The 21973-nt window shown below is 53.9% G+C and carries 18 protein-coding genes; 12 read left to right on the top strand and 6 right to left on the bottom strand.

The features are described 5' to 3' along the window. Positions 1–158: 158 nt before the first annotated feature. Complete coding sequence (locus ACR3EQ_RS08995) at positions 159–1340, top strand: adenylate/guanylate cyclase domain-containing protein (protein WP_480490412.1); 1182 nt, start codon at positions 159–161, stop codon at positions 1338–1340. Between the two features lie 92 nt (positions 1341–1432). Then, complete coding sequence (locus ACR3EQ_RS08990; protein ID WP_480442109.1) at positions 1433–2200, top strand: hypothetical protein; 768 nt, start codon at positions 1433–1435, stop codon at positions 2198–2200. 37 nt (positions 2201–2237) lie between these two features. Here ACR3EQ_RS08990 and ACR3EQ_RS08985 read toward each other — a convergent pair whose 3' ends face one another. From ACR3EQ_RS08985 to ACR3EQ_RS08970, 4 genes are all read right to left on the bottom strand, one after another. Beyond that, the gene (locus tag ACR3EQ_RS08985) at positions 2238–2687 is read right to left on the bottom strand and encodes a MarR family winged helix-turn-helix transcriptional regulator (protein WP_480442107.1); all 450 of its coding nucleotides are present in this window, start codon (positions 2685–2687) and stop codon (positions 2238–2240) included. Positions 2688–3089: 402 nt separating this feature from the next. Further along, entirely contained in the window at positions 3090–3767 is a 678-nt protein-coding gene (locus tag ACR3EQ_RS08980) for a GntR family transcriptional regulator (protein WP_170612280.1), read from the bottom strand. After that, the gene (locus tag ACR3EQ_RS08975; RefSeq protein ID WP_170612278.1) at positions 3764–4795 is read right to left on the bottom strand and encodes a Gfo/Idh/MocA family protein; all 1032 of its coding nucleotides are present in this window, start codon (positions 4793–4795) and stop codon (positions 3764–3766) included. Before ACR3EQ_RS08975 ends, ACR3EQ_RS08980 begins: the two co-directional genes overlap by 4 nt. Continuing rightward, the gene (locus ACR3EQ_RS08970) at positions 4792–5880 is read right to left on the bottom strand and encodes an isocitrate/isopropylmalate dehydrogenase family protein (RefSeq protein WP_480490410.1); all 1089 of its coding nucleotides are present in this window, start codon (positions 5878–5880) and stop codon (positions 4792–4794) included. The genes ACR3EQ_RS08975 and ACR3EQ_RS08970 overlap by 4 nt, the downstream gene beginning before the upstream one ends. Before the next feature lie 135 nt (positions 5881–6015). On the opposite strand from ACR3EQ_RS08970, the gene ACR3EQ_RS08965 reads away from it, so the two are divergent. From ACR3EQ_RS08965 to otnC, 7 genes are read left to right on the top strand one after another with little or no spacing between them, the layout of a single operon-like run. Continuing rightward, the gene (locus ACR3EQ_RS08965; protein WP_170612274.1) at positions 6016–7023 is read left to right on the top strand and encodes a tripartite tricarboxylate transporter substrate binding protein; all 1008 of its coding nucleotides are present in this window, start codon (positions 6016–6018) and stop codon (positions 7021–7023) included. Between the two features lie 57 nt (positions 7024–7080). Further along, the gene (locus tag ACR3EQ_RS08960; protein WP_170612272.1) at positions 7081–7830 is read left to right on the top strand and encodes a hypothetical protein; all 750 of its coding nucleotides are present in this window, start codon (positions 7081–7083) and stop codon (positions 7828–7830) included. 4 nt (positions 7831–7834) lie between these two features. Next, complete coding sequence (locus ACR3EQ_RS08955; protein WP_170612270.1) at positions 7835–9346, top strand: tripartite tricarboxylate transporter permease; 1512 nt, start codon at positions 7835–7837, stop codon at positions 9344–9346. Next, positions 9346–9633 (top strand): putative quinol monooxygenase, encoded by a 288-nt coding sequence (locus tag ACR3EQ_RS08950; protein WP_170612268.1) that lies wholly within the window; start codon positions 9346–9348, stop codon positions 9631–9633. Before ACR3EQ_RS08955 ends, ACR3EQ_RS08950 begins: the two co-directional genes overlap by 1 nt. Beyond that, a complete protein-coding gene (locus tag ACR3EQ_RS08945; RefSeq protein ID WP_170612266.1) occupies positions 9630–10427 on the top strand; it encodes an N-acyl homoserine lactonase family protein in 798 nt (265 codons plus the stop codon). Before ACR3EQ_RS08950 ends, ACR3EQ_RS08945 begins: the two co-directional genes overlap by 4 nt. After that, a complete protein-coding gene (gene otnK, locus ACR3EQ_RS08940) occupies positions 10424–11701 on the top strand; it encodes a 3-oxo-tetronate kinase (RefSeq protein WP_170612264.1) in 1278 nt (425 codons plus the stop codon). The genes ACR3EQ_RS08945 and otnK overlap by 4 nt, the downstream gene beginning before the upstream one ends. After that, positions 11698–12339, top strand: a complete 642-nt coding sequence (gene otnC, locus ACR3EQ_RS08935) for a 3-oxo-tetronate 4-phosphate decarboxylase (protein ID WP_170612262.1) — start codon at positions 11698–11700, stop codon at positions 12337–12339. Before otnK ends, otnC begins: the two co-directional genes overlap by 4 nt. A gap of 498 nt (positions 12340–12837) precedes the next feature. Here otnC and ACR3EQ_RS08930 read toward each other — a convergent pair whose 3' ends face one another. Together ACR3EQ_RS08930 and ACR3EQ_RS08925 are read right to left on the bottom strand one after the other, a co-directional pair. After that, positions 12838–13398: a CHAP domain-containing protein gene (locus ACR3EQ_RS08930; protein ID WP_480490407.1), complete on the bottom strand. Its 561-nt coding sequence runs from the start codon at positions 13396–13398 to the stop codon at positions 12838–12840. Between the two features lie 448 nt (positions 13399–13846). Further along, positions 13847–14104 carry a YjhX family toxin gene (locus ACR3EQ_RS08925; protein ID WP_170612258.1) on the bottom strand — a complete coding sequence of 86 codons (258 nt, stop codon included), beginning with the start codon at positions 14102–14104 and terminating at the stop codon, positions 13847–13849. A gap of 288 nt (positions 14105–14392) precedes the next feature. On the opposite strand from ACR3EQ_RS08925, the gene ACR3EQ_RS08920 reads away from it, so the two are divergent. The 3 genes from ACR3EQ_RS08920 (at position 14393) to ACR3EQ_RS08910 (ending at position 21971) form a co-directional block, all read left to right on the top strand. Beyond that, positions 14393–14722 carry an ArsR/SmtB family transcription factor gene (locus ACR3EQ_RS08920; protein ID WP_480442099.1) on the top strand — a complete coding sequence of 110 codons (330 nt, stop codon included), beginning with the start codon at positions 14393–14395 and terminating at the stop codon, positions 14720–14722. Then, positions 14719–15120, top strand: coding sequence for a VOC family protein (locus tag ACR3EQ_RS08915; protein ID WP_480490405.1), 402 nt, complete (start codon positions 14719–14721; stop codon positions 15118–15120). Before ACR3EQ_RS08920 ends, ACR3EQ_RS08915 begins: the two co-directional genes overlap by 4 nt. Positions 15121–15500: 380 nt before the next feature. After that, complete coding sequence (locus ACR3EQ_RS08910) at positions 15501–21971, top strand: GAF domain-containing protein (RefSeq protein WP_480490403.1); 6471 nt, start codon at positions 15501–15503, stop codon at positions 21969–21971. Positions 21972–21973: the final 2 nt, after the last annotated feature.

Genomic DNA, 21973 nt, shown 5'->3' with positions numbered 1-21973 from the left:
AATTTTACCTCTGTTGCCAGCCAATGTGAAACTTGAGGTTGTCTTGTCTGAGGGTGATGATTTCGCAAAAAACCTCGACCGTCCAATTAGGGGCTGGCGGTTTTGACGCAACATCATTTCAAACGTACTCTGGCAGCGGCCAAGCGCAAACGAGGACCATGTCTGATCCCGAGAACAGAAGTGACTCCGCCGCGGAACATTCGTCGCGTGCTGTAGCCGATGGTATCGGCGTGGCAACGGAGGAATTCAGAATTTCGATGCCAATAGGGATCGGAGCAGTTTTGGCTGCACTTGCCTCTTTGGCCACATGCTATTCTGGAATTCTGTTGACTTATTTGGTTGGCTATGAAGCGCTTTCAATAAATCCACATGCGCAAGCCGTGCTCATGTGGGTGTTTGCTTTGTTGGCGGTCAGTTTCTTGTGGAGAGACCGGAAACGGCATGCCAAAGAGCTTCCACTCGTCCTTGGTGGAATTGCTGCCGCTATACTGATTATCACACTGTATTTTGGCTATGACGAACGCGTAGAAGCGCTCGCCTATGTGCTTTTGGTGATTGCGGCTTTGCTAAACCAAAACTTCATTCTCGACGCGTTAAACCACACGGTTCGTAACCAGACGCGTGAAATAGAGGCTTTGAACGAAAGGCTGACAGAGAAGGTGAAGCGCCAGGAAGGCGAGATTGACAGGCTAGGGCGACTTAAACAATTCCTTGCTCCTCAGGTGGCGGAGCTTGTCGTAGAAGAAAACTCTGACGAGCTTCTTAGGACCCATCGTCAATACATCTCTTGCCTATTCTGCGACATCCGGAATTTCACCGCCATTTCCGAGGCGATTGAGCCGGAAGATGTCATTACCCTTCTCCAGCAATTCCACGATGACGTCGGTCAGTTAGTTGCCCAACACAAGGGGACGATTGGATACCGAGCTGGAGATGGTTTGATGGTCTTCTTCAATGATCCGGTTCCCTGCGAGCAACCCGTCCTGCAAGCCGTGCGGTTGGCTAAAGCAATAAGCGAAGCCTTTGACAGAATTCGAGCACCCTGGCTGAGGCTTGGGCATGCGATGGGTTTGGGTATCGGGATCAGCAGCGGTTACGCAACCCTTGGGCTTATCGGGTTTCATGGTCGGGCCGACTATACCGCTATCGGCGGCGTGGTGATCACTGCATCGAGGCTTTGCGATTTTGCCAGCGACGGGCAGATCCTTTTGAACCAACGGGCGCTATTAGACATAGAAGATTATGTGGAGACAGAAGAACTGGAAGAAAGAGAGCTGAAGGGGATCGGTAACCCCGTGCAGATTTTTCGTGTTCTCAGTCTCTCTGATCAGGCAAATTGATGCGCATTGTCGTTAGGAGATCACGCGTTCTTTGCATTGAATCTTCGCGACACCGATACACCTTTGCATTGCAGTTTCTAGGAGCATCTAGATTGATTGCAAGAACCATAGCCTTGTTGATCTTTGCTGTGTCTACCCCGGCCACAGCATTGCATCTTCGCGAAACAGGGCACTACGAGCTCAATCAACCCGCAAGTCTTGACTACGATCCAACGTTTTGCGGGCTGTGGATTGCGAACGAGGGACCCGAGGCAATTCTCGTTACGTTGCAAGGGGATCAATTGCGCCGAATATCCAGTGATCTCTTCCGGATCAAAGCAATTGCTATCGAAGGGGATCACTTGTTGGTTGGCGACGGTCTTGGAAGACTCCAACGTGTCACCAAGGAAGGAACCGCTTTAGGAACACCCTTTGAACTTGAAGGTGGGTTTGCGGATACTGAAGGGATCGCGATCAATGCCAAAGGGCAGATTGTGACCGTGGAAGATGACCCTGAACGATTATCTTGGTTCACTTCAGAGGGTGCTTTGACGGCAAGGTTGGATACCATGAAGCTTTCTCCTCCGTTGAGTGAGGCGCAAGGAATCGCGATTGATCCGCGTACCGGTCACATGTTGATTGTTGATGATTGGGAAGGGTCAAACAGCTTGTATGAGTTCACGGCAGACGGCCAACTACTCGCCCAGCAAAGCTTGTTGGAGTTTGGAACCGACCCGGAAGGCATCGCCATCAGGCCAGGATCAAACCAATTGTTCGTGGCATTCGACGGTGGCGCAAAGATTGTGACATTTGACTACACGCCCACCTTGCCTGAAGGATCACCGCCGCTTCCCCCGGGCGGAGATTGCATGATGTTCTAACAATTTGGCTTCGTATTCTGGTTGGCGTTGGTATTTCTTAGTCCCGTTCGCTGTCCAAAACTTTGCGTATGAGCGTCAGATTCGGCAGCGAATTGTGAAATGGATCGAACCCGAGTTCGGACAATACTGGACCAAGCGCTTTTGACATCTGTTCCATACAAGCACTCAAAAACTCCGCGCCTTGCGGCGTGGACCGGGCAATTTTCGAACGCTTGTCATTGGGGTTGGCTTCAAGGGTAATTAGGGCATGATTTTCAAGGCTGGAGAGCATGTGCGTCATCGACGTCTTGGGCACTTGAAACGCGTTCGATAGCTGTAGCGGAGTTTCTCCGTCGGGGCGCCGGACCAGGTGGCCCAATATGCCAAATTGGGTTGCGGTCATTCTGCCAGGTAAGAACGCTTCTAGCTTGGTCGAGATCAACTGATTGATGATCCCGACCTCGGTGAAGAACCGGTAGACTTCGTTGGTCTCATCTTCAGGCTTCATTCAGAATTCGTGTCTCTAGAGTCCAGCGGGGCGTGGCAATTGGTTCAGGCCCATACCCCATACGGTTTTGGCGTCCACGGAGCCAGCGCGTCATGCGGCGTGCGTGTAGCGAGAAACGCAACCGCGCCGGTTGCCGCCAGTATTGTGCCTCCGCCTAGAATCTTTAGAAAACGTCTTCGATTTGGCATCTTGACTCTCCAATAGTACGATATCGAACTAAATTAATCCGAAATCGTACTATTGCAACCCCGTCGATGCAGTGATTGGTTGAGTGACCTGAAAAAAGTAAGTCAGAACTGCCGGACTTAACGATGGACTGCCGTGTTAGGCAGGTATTCGGAGCGCCTTCGGTGCCTAAAACAAGCATCTATTTTAGTTGATTTATGACCGGATGTGAGAAGATCAGAGGCTGTTAAGCCGATGCTTTTCAAGTATCCCGCAAAGCATAGCCTGTGCTTGCAGCCTGTGTTCTCGATGACGTTCACGGGCGGTATCTGGACGACCTTCACTAATCGCTTGAAAAACAACCCGGTGATCTTCATTGGATTTGACGGGCAGGGGCCTGATGAACAACGTCGTTGCGCGCGCGCGGCGTACCTGGTCGCTCATCATGGCGACAATCGCTTCGACCCGTTTGTTGCCGCCCAACCTAACAAGCTCCTGATGAAACAACTCGTCGGCCTCGGCCCAGGCTTCAAGGTCTTCGGCCTCGATGGCTTGGTCCATCTTTGCAATTGATCCGGCAAGTACTGTCAGTTCATCTTCTGAATAACCCGCTTCGGCAGCGCGCTGTGCTGCGAGGCTCTCGAGTTCCGTCAATATGTCGTAAATTTCACGCATATCATCTGATGAAACGGGCAGTATCCGCACGCCCTTGCGGGGTCGCATTTCCAGCAATCCCTTGCTTTCCAACATCAGCGCAGCTTCCCGTATCGGGGTGCGGGACATGCCAAGGGTCTCGGCGAGTTCTGACTCCAGATGGTCAGTTCCGGCCGCAAGTTCGCCAGACAGGATCATCCGCCGCAAATCCCTAACAGCGCGTTGTGTATTGGAAAGAGTTTTTGCGTCCTGATCCTTCACGGCGTCTCCAGGTTGATCTTTCGTCCCTCCGCAGCTGAGAGATAGATATTATCTTCAATGCGGATCACATCCAAATAATCTCGGGCCGTGTTTTCCAGCGGCGTGCCCCGTAGAAGGCCCGAAATGACGTGAGTTTGCAAGGCGTGGACGCAGTCTCCTCCAAATCCATCATGATCGCTTGGAGGCAAAATCTGCTGTCGCTCCTGTTTTCCAAAACCGCGGAATTCTACTGAACCGTCGCCGTAAAGAACCAGTGATCCTTCTGTTCCTTCGATGAGAGCTTCGCCCATGGTCTGACGCGGGTTTTTGGCGCGGTGGTCAAGGCATCTGTTGCCATCGAACAGAGCTTTCAAACCGTTGGGGTGGTCAAACAGGATGTAACCTGCATCCTCGCCCGAGATAACGGGGTTAACTTGGCGCAAGTCTGCATAAACTGCGCTGGGCGCATCGAACAAAAATCGGAATGTGTCTACCCAGTGAACAGCAGTTTCATGTACCAGAAAACGTGGCATGTCCTGAAAGTACGGCTGCCGGTCAAGGTAGGCGCGCGGTCCCTGGCCGTCGCCGGGCCGAAGCCGGAAAGTCGCTTGTAGAGGTGTGCCAATTCGACCCTCGGTCATAGCCACCTTGATTGCACGATACCAAGGCTGAAAGCGAAAGTTCTCGTGTACAACAATAGTTGCACCAACCACTTCAGCCTCTGAGACGATCTTCTTAGCTTCATCCAATGACATGCAGAAAGGTTTTTGGCAGATCAGCCACATTATGCCCGAATGCAGCGCAGTTCGAATGGCGTCGGCTTGCGCCACAGGTGGAAGAATGATGTCCACGAGATCTGGTTTTTCCGCCTCCAGCATTTTTGACAGATCATCGTAAGCGGCCAGTCCTGTTTCTTTCGCTTTGCCTATATCACGGTTGCAGGATGCAACCGGAACCGCTCCGGGCATTCGGGACCAGCTTTCGTAGTGGAACCTGCTGAAATACCCCGCACCCACACACGCGACTCTGATGGTTTGTCGAGTGTTCATGCCCACAATGCTTCCAATACCGACGCGGCTGCATCCTGCGTTCCGGCGGAGCCACCTAGGTCACGCGTTAGGTTCTTTCCGTTCGCAATCACCTTTTCCACGGCTTCACGCAATCGTTCGCCGTCATTGGACAGGCCTGGGTGATCATGGGTCAAACCCAACCATTCAAGCATCATTGCTGCGGACAGGATCATCGCAAAAGGGTTGGCAATACCCTGTCCTGCGATGTCTGGAGCGGAACCATGGCAGGGTTGGAATACAGCGTGATTCAACCCGATATCCGCTGATGGAGCCAGTCCAAGACCGCCCATAAGACCTGCACCAAGGTCGGAGAGGATGTCTCCGAACATGTTCTCGGTCACCAAGACATCGAACTCCCAAGGTTTTTGGACCATCCACAGTGCGGTGGCATCAACATAAGCATGGTCTGCCTGCAAATCGGGATGGTGGGCGGCTTCTGCATCAAACATCGATCTGAAGAATGCAAAGGCGCGGAATACATTGGCTTTGTCGACACATGTAACTCGACCCCGGCCGCGCCCGGTTCTTTTGCGGTTCTGGGCGAGTTCAAACGCGAAACGGAACAGTTTTTCGGACACCTCACGAGTGATCAGCAAAGTTTCACGTGCTTCGTGTTCAGTAACTTCGCCAGCGCCTTGGGTGAAGAACAGTCCTTCTGTGCTTTCGCGTATCAAGACAAAGTCGATCTCTTTTCCGGGGGGCAGCGCCAAGGGGGTCATTTGTCCGCTGCATACCTTCACCGGTCGCACACCTGCAAAAAGTCCCAGTTGCTTTCGCAGATCGATCTGCGGTGAAATCTCGGTTCCGTCAGGGTAGCGAACATCCGGCAAACCCATTGCAGAGAGCAGAATCGCGTCGGCGTTGCGTGCAGTTTCGAGTGACCCGGTAGGAAACGATTCTCCAGTTTTTGCGTAGTGGGATGCGCCTGCCGGCGCGTCCGTAAACACCAATTCGTAGCTGGGATTGTTGCTTGAGAGCCGGCGCAGAATTTCAAGAGTAGGGGCCATAATTTCAGGGCCGATTCCGTCGCCGTGGAACACTGCCACATCATAATTCTTTTTCATCTTAGCCCGCTTCCTTCCCGTTTCGTATTCATAGCGCGATTGCAGATCTCACTACAGTCCGTTGACAACGCATTCTTTAATGTATACGCAAATAAATGCAATAATAAACGCAAAGATGTTTGGGAGGACTTGGAAATGAAACTAAAGCTAGGGCAGTTGGCGGCCGCGGCTGTGATGGCGACCGGTATTGCAGGCGCAGCTGCTGCGCAGGATTACCCCTATCGAGATATCACCACAGCCGTGGTCTGGGGGGCCGGTGGCGGAACGGACACGATCAACCGAATGATCATGGCCGAGATGGAAAAACACCTTCCGGTCTCGATCAATGTGATCAACCAAACAGGTGGTGTCGCAGGCTCCAACGGGATGGTCTACGTGATGAACCAACCAGACGATGGCTATACACTCGTCGGTTTGTCTGAATCGAACGTCACCGCTGCTGTGCAGGGTGGTTGGGATAAGAAATTTGACTTCTGGTATCCGTTCATTGTTGGCGGATCACCTGATCTGATCTCGGTTCCGGCGGACAGTCCTTACAATACTCTGGAAGAACTGGTCGACGCTGCGAAAGCCGCTCCTGGCACTATTCCAGCGGCGGCTTCCGGCGCAGGTTCGATCCACCACTTGAACCTTCTGGCCATCGAAAAAGGGTCCGGTGCAGAATTCAAGTTTGTTCCATACAAAGGCTCAGCGCCAGGGCAGGAAGCAGCGATAGCGGGTGAAGTTGCGTTGGTTGTGACTTCTCTAGCTGAACAGGCCCCGTTGATCGAAGGCGGTCAACTTAAACCGCTTGCGATGTTGACGCCCGAAGATGCGCAGATTGCAGGGGCAACAGTGCCTTCTGCCTTTGGTATTTATGACGGTCTCGATCAGTATTTGCCGCTCAAACAGGCCATCGGGTTTGCAGTTCACAGTTCAGCCGGGGACGACGTAAAGGCCGCGCTTGGTGATGCCTTCGAGCAAGCGATTGCCTCCGACACCGTGGCTGAATGGGCCTCTGCAAACAATTATGATGTCGGTGGTCAACACGGCGAAGAAGCTCAAGAGCTGTTTGCGAACCTCGAAGCTACCTTTGCCTATACCTTGCAAGATCTGGGCGCAGCGACCGTCGATCCGGCGTCGCTGGGTATCGAGAAGCCATAATCCGATCACTTTTGAAAGGGCGCGCCTGATCGCGCCCTTTCCGACAAGAGGCAGGCAATGGACAAACCTGACGATACACTGATCATGCGGGCGCGCGATTTCTGGGCATCGATTGGTCTGATAGCAATTTCCACCTTTTTCCTTTGGAAGACGTCGGACATCCCGCTTTGGGGTGAAAACCGCGCAGGTGTAAGTGGATCTGATTGGTACAACTCGGCTGCAATTGTACCGCTGTTCATCTTCGGTGGATTACTTGTTTTGTCCCTCGTCTTGCTGGCTATTTCGATCCGTTCAGGTGGAGCCCAAAACGCGCTCAGTGCTTTGGGGATCGGATGGGATAAGTCGGAAGCCTATCGAGCATCAACAATCGGCCTGATCCTTCTTGCATATGTCGTCGGACTAGTCCCCAGAGTGGACTTCATTCTGTGTTCTGGGTTGCTGATTACAGCTTTGACTTACGGCTACTACGGAGGTCATGCGCGGCGTGCTTTGGTGGCCTGTGTCGCAGTTGTCGTCACCGGTTTGTTTGCGTTCGCCGTGTTTCCTGCTCAGGCGGATTGGAATGCACACGGTGATGATTGGTTCACTCTGGCCTTGTGGGTCGCGTTAACACTAGTGGTGTTGACCAAAGCGACTTCCGAACGGGTTTTGCGGTTCGTTCCATTGGTGGCAATACTTGCCCCGCTCATCCTCGTATGTGCGATGGCCTTTATTTTCCGGCAGAACGTGCCCGCGCGCGGCGGGCTGATCTTCAAGCAAATCGAATACCACTACTACGTGACGCTTCGTCCGCCATGGAAAGACTGACCGGATGGACTTTATTCTTTCGCAACTGGCTGGATTTGGGACTGCATTCGTGGGCCTGGCAGTGGACCCGCTGACCTATCTGTATTTGATTGCATCCGTATTCCTGGGCATCACGTTCGGCGCATTGCCCGGCCTTACGGCAACCCTGGCCGTGACGATCCTGACGGGCTTCTTCGGCAACAAAATCCCGCTCGACTATTCGCTCATCGCTTTGCTCGGGGCCTATGTCGGCGCGATTTACGGCGGCTCTTACCCGTCTATTTTGCTGAACATTCCGGGCACGGCAGCCAGCGCGGCAACAGCCATGGATGGTTACCCTCTGGCCAAAGCGGGCCGAGGGGGCGAAGCACTTGGGCTGACCACGACGGCCAGTTTCATTGGCACAGTTATCGGGACCATCACACTTTTGATTTTCGTCTGGGCGCTGCTTTTGGTTTCAAAGAACATCGCAAGCCCGGAGAAAGCATTGCTGGCCCTCTTCGGCATTCTGCTTTCTGGCACTTTGATGAGCGAAGACCTGGTGATTAAGGGATGGATCGCCGGTCTGATCGGGCTTGCGATGTCCATGGTGGGACTCGACCCTTTGTTGTCTGAACCGCGCTATACTTTCGGCTGGTCTTACCTGTTGAGCGGGTTTCAGGTCGTGCCGGTTTTGATGGGGGCCTTTGCGATCCCCCAAATCATTGACGGTTTGACGCACGTTGAGGCCGGGAAAGTTCTGGCCCTGAAAGGTCGTATCCTTCCGAACCTTCGCTCAATTCGACGCTACCTGCCCACCATTGGCCGGTCAGGCGTGATTGGGACAGGGGTCGGAGCACTTCCCGGAGTAGGCGAAGATGTAGCCGGTTGGGTCAGCTACGGTGTTGGCAAGACCTTATCTACCGAGGGCGACAAGTACGGAAAAGGCTCCTTGGAAGGTCTGTTGTGCTCTGAGACTGCAAACAACGCCTGTATTGGCGGCGCGCTGATCCCGCTGTTGGTGTTGGGCATTCCCGGTTCACCACCCGCCGCCGCTTTGATGGGGGCCTTCAAGATCAACAACGTGATCCCGGGCCCGACGATAGACCCCGAAATCATTCTGCGCGTGGTTGCAATCCTGGTGTTGGCCTCGCTGACGATGTTCCTGATGGGGCTTTTCACCGCTCGGGTATTTATCAAAATACTTGCCATCCCGCAGACCATCTTTTTGCCCGTCGTTATGGTTCTGACAACAATTGGGTCTTTCAGCGTTGGTGGGGGCATCAATGATCTTTATCTGATGCTTGGCGTCGGCGCAGTTGCCTATTTCATGAACCTGATGAAATACCCAATCGCGCCTTTGGTTATCGGGGTTATTCTGGGCAGTCTGTTCGATGAAACCTTCCGCCGGTCGCTGTTCTTGTCGGACGGGGATCTTTCGGTCTTCTTTTCACGACCCGGTGCGGCCATTCTGCTGGTGCTCAACATTGGTCTGATCCTCAGCCAACTGCCCGTCGCAAAGCGCGCTTACTCACGCCTAAAAGGAATTTCTGTCTGATGTTTGCGGTTACTGTCACCTTCACTCTCAAACCCGGTACGAGAGCAGCTTTCTTGCCGCTGATGGTCGAAAACGCTTCAATTTCTTTGCGTGAAGAACCCGGATGCCATCAGTTTGACGTTTGCCTCGGCGACGATCCCGAGACAGTTTTTCTCTATGAGGTTTATGATGACAGCGTGGCGTTCTCTGCCCACCTAGAAAGCGCGCATTTTCAATCCTTTGATGCGGCAGTGGCTTATATGATCGCCACCAAGGTAGTTCACCAGTATTCCGAGGTCATCCGATGAACGATTGGGAAATTCACGCCGTGAAATACGCGGATCGAAATGCCCGGACGCGAGCTGATAGTTTCATCATCGATGACAATCACAACGCGCCTCATGCGATGGATTACTTCGTTTGGGTGCTCAAACGCGGCAAAAAAGTCATTCTGGTCGATACTGGCTACGACTCCGATGAGGCTGCCGCCCGTGGTCGTCCCATCGCGATGGACCCTCGCGAGGCTTTGCGGCCTCTAGGCATCGCGCCGGAAGCGGTGACTGAGGTCATCGTGACCCACCTTCATTATGACCACGCAGGGGGGGTGCATATGTTCCCTAACGCGAAGTTGCACATGCAGTCGGCGGAAATGGCCTTCGCTACAGGTCCCTGCATGTGCCATGATCACCTGCGTGCGCCTTTCACGGCTGACCATGTCTGCGAGGTCGTAAAGCGTCTCTATTCAGGCCAGGTCATATTCTACGACGGAGAAGCCGAGATTGCAGATGGGGTTACGGTACACTGCATCGGTGGGCATTCGCGCGGGTTGCAATGTGTTCGCGTAAGAACGGCAGCCGGGTGGATGGTGCTCGCCTCTGATGCCTCGCATTACTACGAGAATTTCATGGCACGCAAAGCCTTTCCCATCGTCGTCGATTTGCAGGAAATGATGGATGGTTTCAAGACCCTGGAGAGGTTGGCCTCGCATCCTCGACTTATCGTGCCCGGCCATGATCCACTTGTGCGTGAGATTTTTCCCGTCGGTGCGGCACCACATATCCATAGGTTGGATCCAGGACCGACGAGGGACATTGAATTATGAAAATCGGTGTCATTGCAGACGACTTCACTGGTGCGAGTGATATTGCGAACACCTTGGCCAAGGGCGTTGAGCCGGAAGGTGGATTACGAACGGCTCAGTTCCCGGGTATTCCAACGACCCCAGCCGACGAGGAGATCGAAGCGGGTGTGATCTCACTCAAGAGCCGCACCGCACCGACTGAGGAAGCGGTAGCGGACAGCTTGCGCGCTCTGCGGTGGCTTAAAGATCAAGGATGCGAGCAGTTCATCTTTAAGTATTGCTCCACATTCGATTCCACTAAAGAAGGAAACATCGGCCCCGTTGCGGAAGCGTTGGCTAATGAACTGAGTGCGCAAAAGGTGGTTTTCTGTCCGGCCTTTCCCACCACGGGGCGTACGGTTTATCAGGGCCATCTTTTTGTGCTTGGCAAGCCGTTGAACGAGTCTGGGATGGAAAATCACCCTCTTACTCCGATGACGGATGCCAACATCAGGCGTTGGTTGCAGCATCAGACCGAAGAAGCGGTTGGGTTAGTGCCAGTTGACACCGTGAAGCAAGGGCTAGAGGCGATTGCTGATGCTTTGCAGAACGCAAACGAACGCTTTGTAATCGGTGATGCGATCTCGGACGAGGATTTGCTGGCCTGGGGTGAGGCTCTGAAGGATGCCCAGCTCATTACCGGGGGATCCGGGATAGCATTGGGTCTACCCAGAAACTTCGTCAGAAGAGCGTCGTCCAAAAGAGGTGGTAGTGTGTTCACAGGTATCGCTGGACCCGCCGCCATCCTTGCAGGATCATGTTCAGGTGCGACCCGCGGACAGATCGATGTTCATGCGGAATCCAATCCGACGTTCGCCATCAATGTTCCGGGTGTCATGTCCGGGGATGTGACTAAGCAAACGCTTCTGGATTTCTTTGAAAAGCATTCAGGTGAGGCCCCCCTCGCTTACTCATCAGGAAGCCCGGAAGAGGTGCGCGCGATCCAAAGTCAATTCGGACAGGAAACTGTGGCGGAAAAGCTGGACAATCTCTTTGCTGAAACTACCCGGGAACTTGTCCAAACGGGCTATAAGCGCCTTGTCGTTGCCGGAGGGGAGACGTCGGGAGCTGTCGCCAAGGTCGTATCTGAGGCACTGGGGTCTCCTGCCATGTCAATTGGTCCAGAGATCGACCCGGGCGTACCTGTCCTGAGCGTCGGAAAAACTGAAACCATTGCGCTGGCTCTAAAATCTGGAAACTTTGGCGCTCCGGACTTTTTCGCGAAGGCGCTCAGAATGATGGAGGCAGGCAAATGAGTTCGGATGAATCGGCTTTGCGGCAGCAGATGTCAGAGCTATGCGCCTCGCTGTTTGAGCGTGGATTTTCCGTCGGCACTGCGGGCAATGTCTCGGCACGTCTTGATGACGGGATCCTCATGACACCAACCAACTCCACCTTGGGGAATATCGATCCCGAGCGCATCGCCAAGATTGATTTGGATGGGCACCACGTCTCCGGCGACAAGCCGACCAAGGAAGTTTTTCTGCACCAAGCCTTCTATGAGACGCGGCCAGAAGCGGGCGCCGTGGTTCATCTGCATTCGACCTGGGCCACTGCTCTGTCCTGCCTGGAAGACACCGATCCCAATGACTGTATTCCACCGCTTACACCATACGTGGTCATGCGCGTCGGCACGGTCAAACTGGTTCCATACGTCAAGCCGGGTGATCCGAAATCCGGTGATTTGATCCGCGAATTGGGCGGCAAGTATAGTGCGGTTCTGTTGGCTAATCACGGCCCCGTCGTTTCAGGAAAGGATCTGTTCTCAGCGGTCTGTGCAGCAGAAGAGCTGGAAGAAACAGCCAAGTTACTCTTGGCACTGCGAGGTATGCCAACCCGAATGTTGGATGTAGCTCAAGTCGTAGAACTAAAAGAGACTTTCGGAAGGATTTAAGCCGACACCAAAATGGTGAGTGAGCAAGCTTTTGGGCAAATCGCGCAAATTTTTGCGCAAACGTCGCGCAAAGTTGTGGGCGAGCTCACTTGAATTTCATGAATTAAATCAATAGCATAGGCGCGGCGATATGCGCAAACCCACAACAGGTTGTAGGTGCTCCCAAAGCTTTGCATTTCGCCCAAAGATTTGCATCTTTGGCGCAAAGCTTTGGCCACGGTAACCTCCCATTGTCGGAGATCGAAGCTCAATAAATGTCGGCGAAGTTTTGTCTGGTTGCCTTCTGGTAACGCCGTTCGGGTGAAAACTTACCAATTGCTATTGCCGGACCGAAACGGGTGTTACAAATCAAGCTTTGAATTTTTTGAGATGTCGAGCGACGCCACTGTTCGTCTTCTGTGCGAGGACGGTCAGTGACCGTGCTTAACGACCGGGATGAGAATTGCGCGCGGGGTATTCTACGGGTCTACGGCGAACGAGAAGAGAAATTAGTTTGGGCTACTTGGTAGCGATCGGATATATGAATCCGTTCACCGGGTAGAAACTGCCATACCGGCCCGGCTGACTTTCGACCCGGACCAGCGTCCAGTCATTGTTTTTGGATACGTCCCTGACGCCCATTTTCAATGATACCTTATTGCGGTGCCAGTTCGCGTGGTTCACGATAACTTCCCGCTCGGTGACAATGTCGGACACGACAGCCACATGGCCCAACGGCATCCCTCGGGTAGCCCGAAACGACATCACCGCACCGACAACCGGTTCATTGCCCCGCTGAAAAATATTGTGCGCCTTGCTCCACCAGTCCTTGGCGTTGCCGCGAATTTCGATGCCGCTGAGGCTTCGTGCATAGGGTACGCACCACACCCTTTGCCCCCGGGCCTGCTTTTGTGAAACCTCGCGCAACGCCATTGACTGACGTTCCGGATTGAGTTCCCTTTCGGATGGGTTTTGGGCACAGGCAGAAACAAGAATGAAAAGCCCCAACGCAATCGCGGTTCGGGCAGTGCCGAGCAAAATCGGCAGGTTTGTATTCGTTTTGCGGGCGCTGGTGTGCAAGTCGCTTCTTTGCCTGTTCGAAGACTTTCGAGGCTTTTACGGTAATCCAATCTGAAATGAAAAGAGGGTTGCCAATTCCCCGGCAAGATTTTGCCAGTTCCCTGCACCGAGTTTAGGCCAAGAGCCGAGGTGGAAGACGTATTTCCCAAAAGAAGATTGAGCACTGTGTAGCCGAAAGAACCCTCCGCCAATTGGATGGCGAAGGGTATGTGCAGACTACGGAGCCTAACCAAAGATTACTTTGTCATCTCCGGCTGCATGATCAGTGCGACCGCAATCGCCTTACCATCGAGCGGCTTTGCGATTCCGGGCCTCAACTCAAGCTGCATCCAGAATTGCGACAGGGTCAAAAGCTCAGGGGTGCGGTGTCTGCTTGTTTGTCGGAACTAACTTGAACTTGGGTAAAAAGCCCGATGACCTCGATTTTCATATGGTTCATTTTTCTTTCCTATCTTTGGTTCATTTGCGCACGCACAGATTTGATCCCCAACGCGGATGCGCGGTAAGGACTGCCGTTTTTCGAACGAATGAAACGGCGCTTCAAAAGGCGCTTGAAGACGCCAAGGCTGCAGTCGGTCAGGACATGACCGTCGCGCGTGTAACAAGTGACGTCGTGGATTTTGCCGTTTTCTAGGCGTTCGAAGTGGATCGCCCCGCCAAGGGCGAGTTCGTGCAAAACACGTTGCTCGTGCTTTGAGATATTCATTGGGATGTCTCGATCTTACGAAATCACAGAAACAGGTTCACTCAGCATCGCGCGTGAGTGTGCCTATCAATGTTTGTGTTCCTGAATTTGGGTCGCCAGGAACGGGCGTTAGGCCCGGGTCTCTTTCATAAAATCTCCGTTGCACGAAGCGGTATGCCTCAGGCGGTTGTCGACTTAGTCATCCGCCCGTCATGTGTCAAGTCGTATGAAAAATAGTCCTGGTGCGCCCATTTCTGGCATCTTCGCAGGACTCGTGAACGTCTCTTCCGGCGCAAGAAACATGCAGTAATGTTGCTGCATATTGAAGCCATGAAAGATGATCAGCTCGACCTAATCTTCAAGGCACTTTCCGACAGCACCCGCCGCCGCATCATCGACCGTCTGAGCAGGCAACCTGCCCAGTCGCTGTTCGAAGTTTGCGCCGCATCGGTTGCGGAGGATGGTGTTGCGTTGTCCCGGCAGACGGTTTCCCAGCATCTGGCGGTGTTGGAGAAGGCAGGCTTGATCGAAGTTGAATGGAAGGGTCGGACAAAAACGCACTCCTTGCGCGTGAGCGATGAGCACATCGCGGCTGCATCATGGCTCACAAATTACAAACCAAACGGATCCAAGACATGAAAATCTATGTAACCAGCATATTTGTTGATGACCAAGACAAAGCTGAGAAGTTTTACACTGAAACCCTGGGGTTCAAGGTCAAGCACAATATCTCATTGGGCGAAAACCGTTGGGTGACGGTCGTATCAAAGGAAGATCCCGAAGGGACTGAGTTGCTGCTTGAACCAAGCGACCACCCGGCGGTGGGGCCTTACAAAGCAGCCCTTGTTGCAGACGGCATCGCCGCACATTCATTTCAGGTCCGGGACCTTGATGCTGAGTACAAGAGGCTGAAAAATCTGGGCGTGGATTTCGTCACCGAACCGATGGATGCGGGGGCAGTTCACATGGCTGTTTTTGATGACACGTGCGGAAATCTCATTCAGCTCATCCAAATGAAGGACGTCGCCCCCGCCTGAGGCTCGTGCGGATCAGTTTGCGATAGGCGCGAACGACGGAATACCTTTCTCCCGAAGATGATGGGATCGCTGTTGCCAACACAATTCAACGCGCGCATGTCGAGCACACGCATCGACAAGTCCCAAACGCTTTCTTTGTTGAATCCAGATTTTTCAATGAAGTGCTAACAGAACACCTGAAAAAGGTGCCGACGGCAGCTCGCTTCGTCATGTGTGTTTTGGCACGGCTCATCTGAAATGATCGGATCATGTGCCCTTGGGCTGTTTGCGGGGCAACGCTGATTCCGGGACCCGCGAAGAAAACTCAGTGACTTCTATCTCATGCTCTCTAAACTCGAACCTGGTACTTTTCATGAGTTGACTGGGGAGCTTAACCTCACGTGGGTGAAAAAAGACCATCAGGAGAGACGGCAGGTCCTGCGTCGTCATCCGCGCAAATTGAGGGGTTCAGCGTCGCTGATCAGCAGGCGCGGTTCGAAGCGACTGCGCGGGTTATGCAGGCAATCTCCGAGACCAAGGATGACGTGCAACCGGTCTGCGATCTGATTGTAACGCTGGCAAAAGATCTCTGCGACGCTTTCTTCGCCGGTCTGGTTCTGGGGCGAGAAGGGGGTGCCCTTCAGCAACTGGTGGCCAGCGTTAATCTGCACCCGGACATTCAACAGCTCTGGCTCGACGGTAAGTACACCATGGAGCCGGGCAATTCCCTTGTGACCGATACCATTCTCAGCGGCGAGACCAAACGCGTTGTCGATATGGGAGATACCGATTTTCACAAGTCCGGTGATGAGCGTTTCAAGCTGATTGTCGACACACATGGATGCCGCAGCAATCTGTTTGTTCCATTGAAACTGGATGGCTCGGCAATCGGGTGTTTGATGTTGGCGCGCAACGAAGTGCGCCCATACACCGATGATCAGGTTCGGCTGGTGGAAACATTCGCCGCGCAAGCCGTGATCGCAATCGAGAATGTTCGCCAATTCCGCGAATTGCAGACCCGCCTGGCGCGCGAGGGCGCCACGCGCGAAGTGCTTGAGGTAATTAGCCGTTCTCGGGAGGATGAAGCTCCGGTCTTTAAAACGATCCTCGAAAACACCGCCCGGCTGTGTGAAACCGATGTCGCGACGCTGAGCCTTTTGAATGAAGCGGGAACGCATCTAGAATACGCCGCCCATTACGGCGATCAATTGGCCACGTACGAGGTCGGTGTTGATCGCTGGTCGTTGGACTCAAATCTTCAGATTGCCGAGTCTGTGCGGGAAGCGCGGGTTATTCACAACGTCGATTTACGCCTGACAGACCATTACATTAACGGGGACCCTTGGCGCCGTCAGTTGGTTGATGAAGAAGGTGTCCGCTCGTTTCTGACAGTCCCTCTGATTTCAGTGGACGGCGACCCGGTTGGCGTCATCGGGATTTATCGGCGCGAAGTACGCCCTTTCACCGATGACGAGATTGCTTTGGTCGAGAGCTTTGCAGCTCAGGCTGTCATCGCCATCGACAATACACGCCAAATGACAGAGCTGCACACTCAGTTGGAACGCAAAACGGCGACGCGGGAAGTTCTGACAGTGATCAGCAAAAGCCGGGACGACGATGCGCGGGTCTTTGAGGTGGTTCTTCAGCAGGCCACTCAGGTTTGTGGTGCGGATCAGGCCGCACTCATTCTGGTAAACTCTGCTGGAACCTGCGGAAGGCTCGTGGCGGCTTGGGGTCACCAAAAAGAAGGGGCTGAAATAGGAACGGAGTGGCCTCTCGAAGGTTCGTTTACAGCCGCTATCGCAATACGAACAGGTCAGGTAGTTCGCGTCGACGATATAGCTGACACAGATTACTATCGCTCGGGCAATCCAACGGCGGTTGCGATGGTTGAGGTAGAAGGCATTCGGTCCCGCGTCGCAGTTCCGTTGATGCAGGGGGGGCAGGCCATCGGGGCCATCGCGGTCAGCCGCCGCGAGGTGCGTCCATTCGCCGACCCTGATGTGCAGCTAATCGATGAATTCGCCAGACACGCGGTGATTGCCATCGAGAACACGCGCCAGTTTCGCGAAGTTCAGGAACGGCTTGAGCGGGAGAAAGCGTCGCGAGAAATCCTTGAAGTCATCAGCCGCAGCCGCGACGACGACAAGCCGGTCTTCCACAGCATTCTCGAAAATGCCAGCCGTTTGTGCAAGGCACCGCTGGCCTTCTTGTGTGTCGCTGATCACGAACGCGGTCTTGCAACGATCCCGGCCAATATTGGCGCGAGAACCGATTTTGATGAAGCGCTCAGGGAATTCACCGAGCCTTTGACACGTACGGAACTGATCGCAATCAGGCCCATGGTCGATGGGCAGGTCATTCGTCGGGACAACATCGCCGATGATCCGCTTTATTACCGGGACCGCGACCCGAAACGGGTTCAGATGGTCGAGATCGAAGGAGCACGCTCGGTTCTTGCGGTTCCGTTGATGAAAGGCGGCACCGGACTTGGGGTGATCGTGCTCTATCGCCGTGAAGTTGCACCGTTCTCAGATGACGACGTCGCTCTGGTCCAGACCTTTGCGGCCCAGGCCGTGATAGCAATGGAGAATGTTCGCCAGTTTCGGGAGGTCCAGGACCGCACGGCGGAAGTTACGCAAGCGCTGGAATACCAGACGTCCACATCTGAAGTGCTGCGGGTTATTTCGGCGTCACCAAATGAGTTGTCGCCCGTTCTCGATGCCATCCTCAAAGAGGCGTCGCGTATCTGCGAGTTGCAGGATGCCTATGTTGCGATGTTGAATCCGGACGACGGACTATTTCACGTTCACTCGACGCTCACTCAGGACACGGCTTTTGCGGACTACGTCAAATCACACCCTATTTCGCCCAGTGAGAGCGGTGTAAGCGGGCGGGCCATTCTGTCCAAGCGCACAATCTATATCGAAGATGTCGAAGCGGACCCGTCCTACACATGGATGGAAGAAAGCGGCGTCGGTGAATACAAATCACTGCTTGGGGTGCCGTTGGTCAAGAACAGCAAGGTCGTGGGCGTGTTATCGCTCGGGTCGCCGGAAGTTTCCGGGTTTTCCAAGAAACAGATTCAGTTGCTTCAAACTTTCGCAGACCAGGCCATTATCGCCATCACAAACGCGAACCTATTCCGCGAGGTTGAGAAACGCACTGCGGAAGTAGAGCAAGCGCTGGAATACCAGACCGCCACGTCAGACGTGTTGTCGGTCATATCGCGCTCTCCGAACGAGTTGGAGCCGGTACTTGAGGAAATCCTGAAGGTCGCAAGCCGGATCTGCGAACCAAAATACGCAGCGATTTCGATCCTCAATCCGGAAGATAACCTTTACCACACGGACATCATGCTCGATTTTGACAGTGTTTTCATGAAGTTCATGAAGGCCAACCCTGTTCCGGCCGGTCACGGGAGCGGAATTGGCCAAACAGCAGCTCGAGGGGAAACAGTCTATTACAAGGACACGGAAGCTGACGAATACGCATGGAAAGAGGCAGCTCGCATCGGAAAGTACCGTTCGCTGCTAGGTGTCCCGCTAATCAAGGGAAAAGTGGTGGTCGGTGTGATCGTGCTCTGCCACGACAAGGTCGCGCCATTCAATTCAAAGCAGATCTCTCTATTAGAGACTTTTGCGGCCCAGGCCGTGATTGCGATCAACAATACCCAGTTGTTCGAAGAAGTTCAGGCACGTACGGCCGAAGTGGAAGAGACACTGAAGTACCAGACAGCCACGTCAGAAGTGCTGGATGTCATCTCCCGCTCGCCCAACGATCTGCCGCCGGTGCTGGATGCCATCCTCGAGGTTTCTTCGCGCATATGTTCACCGGAATATGCATTCTTCGCGATGCGGGACCCAGACGACGGGCTGTACCGGGTGGTCATGTCCCACAACGTGAGCGATGCGTTTCTGACGTTCCTGTCAGACAACCCCATAGCTCCCGAAGAAGGCTCGTGCATCGGGCGAACGGCGTTGCATGGAAAAACAGTCTACATCGAGGATACGCGCAACGATCCGACTTACACATGGAAACAAGCGGCCGAGATGGGCGATTACCTGACCACTTTGGGCGTTCCGCTTGTCAAAAATGGTCTGACGCTTGGGGTCATCGTCATGGCGCACCGGCAGGCTTCGGCGTTTAACGACAAACAGATCAGCCTTTTGGAAACCTTTGCGTCTCAGGCACTGATCGCCATCAACAACACGCAGCTTTTCGAAGAAGTGCAGGCACGCACCGCAGAAGTCGAAGAGGCCTTGCAGTACCAAACTGCCACGACTGAAGTTCTCGAGGTGATTTCCCGATCTCCTGACGCATTGGAACCCGTGCTGGAAGCGTTGCTGGCGGTTTCGTCCCGTATCTGCCGTCTTCAGGATGCCTTCGTCGCCTTGAAGAAACCAGAGGATGGGAAGTATCATTTCTTTGCGGGGCACAACCTGTCAGACGGATTTACCGAGTTTCTGAAGGCGCACCCATTTGAACCGGGGAACTCATCGGCGACCGCGCGTGCACTTCTTCGTGGACAGGCCGACTATGTCGAGGATACGCAGGCAGACCCTCTTTATGATCCGGTTCTGAAGTCGAACCTCGAAGGGTATCGATCCGTTCTTTCCGTGCCTCTGATACGTAACGGCGCCACAATTGGTGTCATCAGCATGGGCAGCCGAACGGCTGCTGCTTTTGACGAAAAGCAAATCAAGCAAATGGAGACATTCGCGTCGCAGGCGATTATCGCGATCCAGAATTCTCAATTGTTCAATGACACGCAAACTGCGCTCGCGCGTCAAACGGCGAGTGCTGATGTACTACGGGTGATCAGCCAATCGCCTACGGATACAACGCCTGTTTTTGAGATGATCGTAGAGTCCGCGACCCGGCTTGTTTCGTGTGATATGGCGATAGCAACCTTGGCCGATGAGTCATCCTGGTGGCAAGTGGCCGTGGCTTCACCGCACGGGTTGATACGCGACTTCGGACAGTCCCGTCACCCGCTTGATCCACAAGACAATTTCCAGTCATCGGTACTAATGTCGGGAAGAACACGGCATGTTTCCGACTTTTCATCACATGAACTGCCGAGATTGGCGAAAAAACTGCATAAGGAAAACGGAACCGAGGCTTACCTGGGTGTTCCGTTGATGCGTGGCGGCACCTGCCTGGGTGGCCTTGTGTTCATCAGGAAAACGAAAAAGCCATTTTCGGATGACGATATTGCCATGGCGGAATCTTTTGCCGACCAGGCCGTCATAGCAATTGAGAATGTGCGCCTATTCCGAGAGGCCGAAGAAGCGCGCAAGGCCGCGGAAGAGGCCAACGAAGCCAAAAGCGCTTTTCTGGCCACCATGTCCCACGAAATCAGAACCCCGATGAACGCCGTGATCGGAATGAGCGGGCTTTTGATGGACACCGAGTTGGATGCGGAGCAGAGCGATTATGCCAATACGATCCGCGACAGTGGCGATGCGCTATTGGGTATCATCAACGAGATTCTCGATTTCTCAAAAATCGAGGCCGGGCAAATGGATATCGAGAACCATCCGTTCGACTTGCGTGAATGCATAGAAAGCGCGCTGGATTTGATCAGCGGCAAAGCTGCCGAAAAACAGCTCGATTTGGCCTATGAGTTCGACGATGCCCTGCCCCCGGCGATCAGCGCCGACTTGACCCGATTGCGGCAAATTCTGCTGAACCTTCTGTCTAACGCCGTGAAGTTCACCGAAAGCGGCGAAGTGGTTCTGTCCGTTGAACGATCAGCCAAGGAGCAGGGCGCGTTGGAACTCACGTTCAAAGTTCGCGACACCGGAATTGGCCTGTCTGACAAGGGCATGCGCCGTCTGTTTCAATCTTTCAGCCAGGCAGACAGTTCAACGACCCGCAAATATGGTGGCACTGGTCTGGGTCTTGCGATCTCCAAGCGTCTTGCAGAGCTTATGGGTGGGACAATGTGGGCGGAAAGCGAAGGCGAAGGGCGTGGTTCTACCTTTTTGTTCAAGATCCGGGCCAAAGCGGCGAAACCAGTGAAGTCATCGTCTCGCAATCTGGTTGGCGTTCAGCCCGAGCTTGAGGGCAAGCGTATTCTGATGGTGGACGACAACGCCACCAATCGCAAAATCCTGGCTCTCCAAACCGAGAAGTGGGGCACCCAAACCACGACGTGTGAAACCCCGTCCGAAGCGCTGGGCCTGCTGGGAAAGGCCGACCGGTTCGATCTTGCCATCCTCGACATGCATATGCCGGAAATGGATGGAGAGGAACTTGCAGGAAAGATCCGCACAAAGCGGCCGGCACTGCCGATGATCCTATTCAGTTCACTCGGCCAGCGCGACGTGGATCTTGAGGACGGGTTGTTTGCCGCCAACCTTGCCAAACCGTTACGTCAATCGCAGCTATTTGATACGTTGGTCACATTGTTTGCGACCCAAAAGGTGCAATTGAAAGTGGCCAAACCACCGGACAAACCCCAAACAGACCCCGATATGGCAAAGCGCTACCCACTGCGCATATTGCTGGCGGAAGACAATTTGGTGAACCAGAAACTCGCCCTCCGCTTGTTGGAGCAGATGGGGTATCGCGCGGATTTGGCCAGCAACGGCGCTGAGGCCGTTGAAAGCGTAAACCGACAAACATACGACGTCGTGTTCATGGATGTGCAGATGCCCGAAATGGACGGGTTGGAGGCGTCCCGCCGGATCAACAAGGCGTTCCCCGATGGCAGCCGTCCTCGCATAATTGCCATGACTGCGAACGCGATGCAGGGCGATCGCGAGATGTGCCTGGACGCCGGTATGGATGATTACATCACCAAACCGATCCGAGTCCCCGTTTTAATTGAAGCCCTTTTGAACTCCCCCCGAACAAGAAGGTGATC

Source organism: Ruegeria sp. AN11 (genome assembly GCF_056536005.1).
The sequence above is the reverse complement of the archived record's forward strand: the minus strand, read 5'-3'. Positions and strand labels throughout refer to the sequence as shown.